Source organism: Vibrio sp. D173a (assembly GCF_030248475.1).
Genome location: NZ_JAHGAH010000157.1, coordinates 1 through 7,768, shown reverse-complemented (window position 1 = coordinate 7,768; position 7,768 = coordinate 1). Strand labels below are relative to the sequence as shown.

Here is a 7,768-nt window from a genome sequence, read left to right as displayed (position 1 = left end):
TGTTCCAGTATTTTTAGGTACTATACAAACAGATCAATCACTTAAAGTCATGTCCGAAAATTGGGGGCCACTTCTGCGAATCACTCTTAAACAGATTGTTATAGCTCAGCGATGTGCGACAGGGTTTCTGGGTGACGCTGAACCAACTTTAGAAGGGTTACTGCTTGTCCATTTGGTGCACTACGCCCTTGCTCCCAGTTTTCTAACGTACGAGATGATGTGTGCAACAAACGAGCAAAAACACCACGAGACATATTAAACTGCTCTCGAATACTCACGATTTCATCAGGTGAGATATTTAACTCACTGATGTCGTTAACTTGATGAGTTTTAAGGGTAAGCTTGCCCTCTGAATGCTCTTTAGCCTCAACAAGTGCTGAACTTAACTCTGCAAATAAATCACGATTGCTCATTACGCCACGCCTCCATAAAAGCCTTTAGTTGTTTCTTTTGGTCTGCGGTTAAGTCGGACATTTCATTCTTGCCGTAAATCGTTAGCAAGTAGAAACGACGCTTTTCATCGAGGAAGTAATAGATAACGCGAGAGCCACCACGCTTGCCCTTACCTTTACTTGCAACTCGAATCTTTCGCAAACCACCTGTACCTTGAATCACGTCACCCTGCTTCGGGTTAGACATTAACTCAGCTTGAAAAAGCCTAAACTCATCATCGCTGAGATATTCATTACGGTACTTTTCAAATATGCTTGATTCGACAAATACACTTTTCATACGCAAAGTATACGCAAATAACGTATAGATAGCAAAACTATACGTGATTAACGTAGCTATAATTTTTGGAGCAGTAAGTCTGACCTGAGCTATAACGCTTTCTATACGGCTTTCAGCCGTTTTTCATACTCCTATCATGCAACCTTTGTGAACACAGTTCAATTGATAATCAATAGGTTAGTGAGGTGTGTTGAACATTAGATTGCAAGAAGATGCATAATTTTTAAAAAGCTTACGTCGCCACTCTTTCTGATGACTATAGATAAGGCAAACTTACAATTTCAGATTGTGGTTAGACTTTAGCGCTGAGAAGGAATGAGGCATTTTCGAGTTAGAAAATGCCATGGGTAAAAATTCAACCTGAGAAGCTTTTGGACAGAAACGTGTTAGCTGCTTTGCTACTTTAGGCTATTATGGATAACTTTTCGTATCCCAAACCACAAAGACCGCCGTTGTCAGCTATGTCCTCTTTGCTCGAAACAGGACATGAGCTTTCACCCAAACATGAGCAACGTAACTAACCACCCTGCATACCAATTCAGTAATTTAAAATACAGTCGACACTGGTTAGTGTCTAAATATGCTTCGGGTTCATATTCCTAGATACAAACAATCGAGAATCTATTTTAGGTCCTCGATTGTTTCTCATTAGATAGGGCAGTTAACTATCCCTTTTTTGAGTCTTGTTGGGCATATTCGTCTAGTTTTCACGCTTTAACAATGCGAGCTTTAGTATCGTAGAACACTGCAGAGCCACCCACCTTATCCATAAGCCCCATATTTGGCACATCTGGGTCGGTGCGCATAATCGGGTTTAGATTAAACCCGGCCCTGCGCTGCTTACTTCCCTTAATCAGCTTACCATCCACTTCATAGTCTGAAGCGCCATAGCCGTTGTGACCAAAGCCAACGATGAAGCTAATTGCATCCGGTGCTATACCCTCACGCAGTTTCACCTCTGCTTTACGCTTACCATTTATGCTCTCGATCCACACCATATCGCCAGTTTTAAGCCCTTTAGCCTCGCCAGTTTGTTTATTGATCTCGGCAAAGTTAGTCGGCGTTATCTGACGGATGGAGTTCGCAGACGACAAGCGTGAGTGACTCTGCAGAGCCGATTTTCGAGTCAATATGGTCATATCAAACCCTGTATCTAGATCTGATAACGGCTTGTCTAACGCTGTCACAGGCTCGGCGTTTAGCGCCTGCCCCTTGAATCGCTTGCCCGTCATACTATCTACAGTGGTAGCCACCTTCTCCGAATACATAGAAATGCACTTATCGAACTGATGAGTCAATTGCTTGCCCTTGCGACGATTATCAGCAGACTCAAACAGACCACCTCGACTGATAGAAAACAGTACATCTAACCACTCATTCGCTTTAAGCGTATCTTTGTGTTCTTGGTAGAAGCTATCAAGACCTGTGATTCTCAGTTCTTCATCGGTGATCTTTGGAACCTGACCAAAATTGTGAGCAAGGTTAGCCACACCCTTGATGTAGTAATCAGACATGGTATTTAGCGACCATAGTTTGCCATAGCCATCAGGAATGGCGTCTTCACCAAAGCCAGGCATACCCAATTCAATCGCCACATCAATCAAGAATTGCTCATAGCTCATATGGAAGCCTTTCGCGGTTTTGTCAGTCATGGGCTCTACAACAGGAGTGCGTACTGCCGTGCCTTTAACCAATGTTGCCTCCATCATTGGATGATGCACATACTGCTCAAGGTACATGAGATCTGGGATGATGTAGTCTGCATAGGCTGAACTGTCACCCACCACGATGTCCGATGCGATCAACAAAGGCACTTCGTTAGGATCAGAGATCTTGGCAATGATCTCATCTCGGCCCATGCTTGGTGTTGAGTACAGAGGTGTACACATATGCCAGAGCAAGATGTCTGCTTTATAAGGGTAGCCATCGATAATAGACGGAATAATCTCACTAAACACATCTTTGGTGATTGGGAACCAAGGACGCTGTGCCGGATATGGGTTCTCACCATTGGCCAGTTTGCGCTTATATTCGCTGGAGTCTTCATAAGCCATCTGCTCACGGGTAATGTGCAGGCCTTGAGGTTTCGCTTTAAGTCCAGGAATGGTTTTCAGATCATAGGCACCACCGTTGTAATCGATACCGCCACCACCAACGGACAGACCGCCGGTCCAGTTCATATTGCCCATCACAACGTTGATCTGATTAATCAAAAAGCCGGTGTAATAACCGTTCGGATGCTGAGCAATGCCGCGATAAAACTCAACCGCTGACTTACGTCCTGCTTTGGCGATGCCCTTAGCTAGCCACTCAAGTTTCTCGACTTCAACGCCCGACTGCTCACTGTACTCCGCCATGCTTTGGCTAAATACAGAGTCACGAAGCAGCGAGAAAGAAGTGGCCAGTGCCTTGCCGTTTAGCTCACCTTTAAACTCAATATCTGCCTCATCTAGGGTATCAAATGGCACGATGTTGCCGTTCTTATCCGCCACTAGATATTTGCCGTTCTGACGAGCAAACTTGCCGCTTTCTAGGTCAATCAAATAAGAGGAGTTGGTATAAGAAAGTTCACCAAAGCGCTTGGCAGACTCCAAGCTTGGACGACTCAGATAGCTGCGGTTGAAACCTTCACTTTCAATCAGGGTACGTAAAATTGCTGCAGCAATGGCACCATCAGAGCCTATCTTAGGACAGATCCAATGGGTATTAGGTGAGGTTTGCACCGTGCGCGGAAGTACAGGGTCAACTACAGTGATCTGCGCTCCTTTGACTCTCGCTTCTGCACTGTATTTGCCCATGGTCTGCATTGGGAAGTTAGCTTCACCTGGTGCTGTCCCGAAGAACACCATAAACTCAGACTCGGTAATATCAGCCTTGGCATTGTGCTTGCCCGCATAAACCTCACCGGTTGCAATATGATGGGACAACTCACAGATGTTGGTGTGCTCGTAGTTATTCACAGTACCGAATGAATTACAAAATCGCGACTGGAAGTCTTTACGACTCTTAACGATACGTCCTGCTTGTAGCACAAACTTATTGGTCTCAAAACCATACTCTGGATTTTGCTTGTCGATCAAGGTATCGCGCTGCTGATAGAGTTGTTTGAAACCCTTCACGTTCAAGTTTTGGCTGTCAGCATCTGAGGTATCGGCAAATATCTTGCCGCCATTAACCGTCTCTGAAATCAATTGCTCCCAAGAGATGGTCTTCCATTTACCTTCACCTCGCTTGCCCACTCGTTTTAGCGGTGCACTTAAACGGTATTCGTCGTACAGGGTCTCGATACCCGCATTACCGCGAGCGCAAACCGTGCCTACCGCTGCGGCAGTTGCACTGATTGGTGTCGAGATATCTGTGTAATCGATCTTGGTATTTGGGTGATAAGGGTTACCAACGATACGCTCAACCTTACCGCTGTTGTTGTTCACTTTAACGCGTAGACCGCACTCAGAATGACACTGCAAGCAAGTAGTGTGCTTAACACAATAGTCCGGAGCAATCTGATGTTTACCTACTTCATTTAAGCGCCATTCAACGTTGTCCGAGTTACCATAAGCCTGGTAGTTAACAGGCTCACCGTTTTTACTCATGGTAATGGCACGGGCGAAGATTCCTGAATAGGCCGCACCACCAGTTGTAATACCAACGCCGGCAGCACCTTTTAAAAATTTACGTCTATCCATTGGTTAATCCTCAATTTTTTGAATAAGAGCGGGAACAGCCAGCAGTAGTGCTGCAAACAAGCCGCCGGTTAACAACAAAGATGCGACTGTAAAGAAAAGTTCGTGTAGGTCTGGAGCAAACAGCGTGATGCCACCCCCACTGCGACTCACGCCTTCTCCGCCTACAAGCAAGCAGTAGCGCACAAAGTAGGCACCGACTGCCGACAATACAAAAGCGGTCAAGGCCATAGCGCGCGACCGATTGATCAGCAGGATCGCCAGCGCCAGAACGAAGCCGCCGAAGGCTGTCCACTCAATGCCAACAAAGTGCGTATCCAGAAGGGCTTTTGAGAGTTGAACCTCTGCACCAGAGAAACGAATAGCCCACCAATTGGCTAAGAATAAAAACGCGATATTGATAAACAGCAGTGTTCTAAGAATGTTGCTTCTGATAGAGCTTGCATCGTGAGACAGAACATTGAATAGTAGAGCACCAACAGCCACCCCAGATAGAGAAGTCAGGACTACCGATAGTGGAGAGTTCCACAGCGCCACGCCATGCTCATTCATCATCCAAATGCCTGAATAAGCGGGTAAGAAGAGTCCTAAAACCACGATCCCAACCCGAAGTGGGTTAAATAGTTTCTCAGCAATCGGATGAAAAGGTGCGAATATTGTCAGCAATAACAGCCCCATAAACACAGGAATAGCCGGCACACCGTACTTGATGATAGAACCGTTCCAGTTTTCCCATCCGGCGATAAATCCATAGATCAAGCGGCCTTGCTGCTGTACCTCAGCCAGTACGTTGAAGGTTGCACATAAGGCCAAAGCCACCGCAACCAGTTGAGGTAAATATGCTTTGCTCGGTTTTTCGGTACACAATGCCCAAGCAACACCTAAGCCACCGGCCATACCTGCGAGCAAAGAGTAGTTAACGAACAGCAAACCAAAAGGCATCTGGTTCGATACGTTGATAATATTAATCATTGCTCGCCCCCTTGAAGTTCAACTCAACATCATCCATGTTACGCTCAAGATCTAATAGCCAGGTGTTAGGCTCAATCTCACCATTAGCAATCTCAGGGTTATTTAGGCCGATGTAAAAAACGTTCGGCTTAGTGCCAGCGCTTGGTTTAAGAACCGATACATCGTTATCTGCAATAAGCTTGCTTGCTGGGCTTTGAGGATCGTTCAGGTCACCAAAGATTCGAGCACCACCGACACAGGTCTCGGCACAGGCTGGAAGTAGCCCTTCTTCTAATCGATGAGCACAGAAGGTGCACTTGTCTGCAATTTTGGTCTCAGAGTTGATAAAGCGAGCGCCGTAAGGGCAGGCTGTAACACACGAACCACAGCCCCAACATTTATCGGAATCGACCAACACTAGGCCATCTTCACGCTTATAGGTCGCTCCAGTTGGACAAACAGGAACACAACTTGGCGTTTCACAGTGGTTACACAGACGAGGTAAGAATGAACGACGAGTGTCTGGATAGCTCTTCACCTCAATGTCGCTAACCCAAGTTCTGAACTGACCGACAGGCGCATTGTTCTCGAATTTGCACGCCACGGTACATGCTTGACAGCCAATACAACGTCGTAGATCAATGACCATGCCCCATCGTTTTCCTGAGGCAATCTTTTTTTGCTTTATTGTTGGTTGTGATGCCATTGCAGATGCAGCAACGGTCGTCACTGCCGTTGCAACGGTGCCGGTGAAGAGCTGTCGCCGCGATATTCGTTTATCCGCCATTATTTTACTCTGAAAAAGTGAAGTGATTCACGAAATTTAACAACAATAAAACTGCGGGAAATTGATCTGAACACGTTAATCGCCAATCGACGATGAAAGATAAGGTTACTTTAATAGTATGATGTGATGCATCCAGTTAGAATTCTGTGGAGCTATTGTTCACCTTCAATGACAATTAAGATGATGAGGTAGTCACATCTCGTGACTTGTCATTTGCCTCATTACTATGGACGATGCAACATTCCCGCAAAATTAATTCACGGGCGACAAACTCTTATTTGGAAAATGCAACACTTAGGAGAAGGTTATTTGGAAACAGACTAAGATCTTTCGCTTTTGGCATATCACTTACGTTGAATGGAAACAGGAGCTTGGATTCAAGTACGAACGCCAGATAGAACTCCAAGCACCACACTCGAATAGTCTTCTGGGTCTCGAGCCCGCATTTGCAAGAAAGGGTTAGCTTATTATGAATACAAACACACTTCAAAATATTAATGTCGGTGTTAATACCGGCAAATTACAATTAGACATTTAAATCCATGTATATGGCAATGATGTCGGCTATCCAATGCAACCATGTATTTAAGGCCAATTATGAATGATTACTTGCGGCAGGAAAACCTAAAAAATTAGCGATAGTGGCCTGCATGAGAAAGATGGTTGTGACACTCAATTCAATGCTAAGAAACGGCGCAATGTGAGATAAGGATAGCGTCAAAAATTAACTATTGACGCCATAGTCTCTTGTTATATGCCTAACCACTCTGTAGACAGAACTGACATTAGTACTTTATCGACAAATTCACCATTACGAAAACCTGATTGTCGCATCACGCCCTCATGTTTATAACCTGCATTTTCATAAGCCCTAATTGCACCGTAATTAAGAGAGCTTGCTGTAAGCTGAACTCTGTGCAAACCAAGAGTTCGTATAGCGTAATCTGTTACGATTTTTGTTACTGATGTACCAATCCCCTTACCCCAATAACTTTTTTCTCCAATAAGAATGAAGTATTCACCGCTACGATTTAGAGTGCTGACCCCAGATATACCAGCATACCCAAGTAGCTGATCATTCTCGGTGCTACATATGCCAAAAGAGACATTTTTAGGGTTTGAATTTATGGATAAAAGCCATTTCTCGATATCTGATTTTGATTGAGGGTACGCGTATGAAGAAAGACTATAAAGTGTAACTTCACGGTCACGAGACCACTTGTAAAATGCTTCCTTATCTTCCACATCCAGTGAACGAAGATAGTAACCATCTAGTTCCAATTGCATGATTTTCCTTATAATCTCCGATTGGCATATAACGCCTTGTTAAGGGGTGAAGCACGCAACACCGATGCTACCGCATACCGCCTTAATCACTAGAACCAACGCATAGTAAAAATGCCACGCGTGCTGAATCCCTCTTGAACAATTTGATACTCATTGAGCCTTCTCCTCCAACTTAGCCTCTCGACTAAGCTGGAAGGCAACGAAACCCAAAATGGAGAAGACTCTATGAGATTCTATAACAACCAGCATAACTATTACTGTGGCATTGATCTGCATGCTCGCTTACTTTACGTCTGTATTCTCGATTCACTTGGCAATAAAGTCCTTC

Annotated in this window: 6 protein-coding genes and 1 pseudogene; 1 reads left to right on the top strand and 6 read right to left on the bottom strand. The window is 44.8% G+C overall.

Annotation, left to right across the window (positions count from 1 at the left end; translation table 11 throughout):
* Positions 1–98: 98 nt before the first annotated feature.
* The 5 genes from KIV40_RS16280 to dsrO form a co-directional block, all read right to left on the bottom strand.
* Positions 99–413 carry a DNA-binding transcriptional regulator gene (locus KIV40_RS16280; RefSeq protein ID WP_017049537.1) on the bottom strand — a complete coding sequence of 105 codons (315 nt, stop codon included), beginning with the start codon at positions 411–413 and terminating at the stop codon, positions 99–101.
* A complete protein-coding gene (locus tag KIV40_RS16275) occupies positions 400–732 on the bottom strand; it encodes a type II toxin-antitoxin system RelE/ParE family toxin (RefSeq protein WP_176310730.1) in 333 nt (110 codons plus the stop codon). Before KIV40_RS16275 ends, KIV40_RS16280 begins: the two co-directional genes overlap by 14 nt.
* Before the next feature lie 707 nt (positions 733–1,439).
* Positions 1,440–4,418, bottom strand: coding sequence for a molybdopterin dinucleotide binding domain-containing protein (locus KIV40_RS16270; RefSeq protein WP_285350225.1), 2,979 nt, complete (start codon positions 4,416–4,418; stop codon positions 1,440–1,442).
* A gap of 3 nt (positions 4,419–4,421) precedes the next feature.
* Positions 4,422–5,387, bottom strand: coding sequence for a hypothetical protein (locus KIV40_RS16265; RefSeq protein ID WP_285350223.1), 966 nt, complete (start codon positions 5,385–5,387; stop codon positions 4,422–4,424).
* Positions 5,380–6,153, bottom strand: coding sequence for a sulfate reduction electron transfer complex DsrMKJOP subunit DsrO (gene dsrO / locus KIV40_RS16260; RefSeq protein ID WP_285350222.1), 774 nt, complete (start codon positions 6,151–6,153; stop codon positions 5,380–5,382). The genes KIV40_RS16265 and dsrO overlap by 8 nt, the downstream gene beginning before the upstream one ends.
* A gap of 542 nt (positions 6,154–6,695) precedes the next feature.
* Between dsrO and KIV40_RS16255 the strand changes: the two are divergent.
* Positions 6,696–6,857, top strand: a pseudogene (locus tag KIV40_RS16255) (IS110 family transposase); the annotation flags it as partial.
* 46 nt (positions 6,858–6,903) lie between these two features.
* Here the strand turns inward: KIV40_RS16255 and KIV40_RS16250 are convergent.
* Positions 6,904–7,440 (bottom strand): GNAT family protein, encoded by a 537-nt coding sequence (locus KIV40_RS16250; protein WP_285350221.1) that lies wholly within the window; start codon positions 7,438–7,440, stop codon positions 6,904–6,906.
* Between the last annotated feature and the right edge of the window lie 328 nt (positions 7,441–7,768).

Coding starts and splice junctions, on each gene's coding strand:
- KIV40_RS16270 (WP_285350225.1), bottom strand. CDS start 4,418: ATGGATAGACGTAAATTTTTAAAAGGTGCTGCCGGCGTTGGTATTACA.
- KIV40_RS16265 (WP_285350223.1), bottom strand. CDS start 5,387: ATGATTAATATTATCAACGTATCGAACCAGATGCCTTTTGGTTTGCTG.
- dsrO (WP_285350222.1), bottom strand. CDS start 6,153: ATGGCGGATAAACGAATATCGCGGCGACAGCTCTTCACCGGCACCGTT.
- KIV40_RS16250 (WP_285350221.1), bottom strand. CDS start 7,440: ATGCAATTGGAACTAGATGGTTACTATCTTCGTTCACTGGATGTGGAA.
- KIV40_RS16275 (WP_176310730.1), bottom strand. CDS start 732: ATGAAAAGTGTATTTGTCGAATCAAGCATATTTGAAAAGTACCGTAAT.
- KIV40_RS16280 (WP_017049537.1), bottom strand. CDS start 413: ATGAGCAATCGTGATTTATTTGCAGAGTTAAGTTCAGCACTTGTTGAG.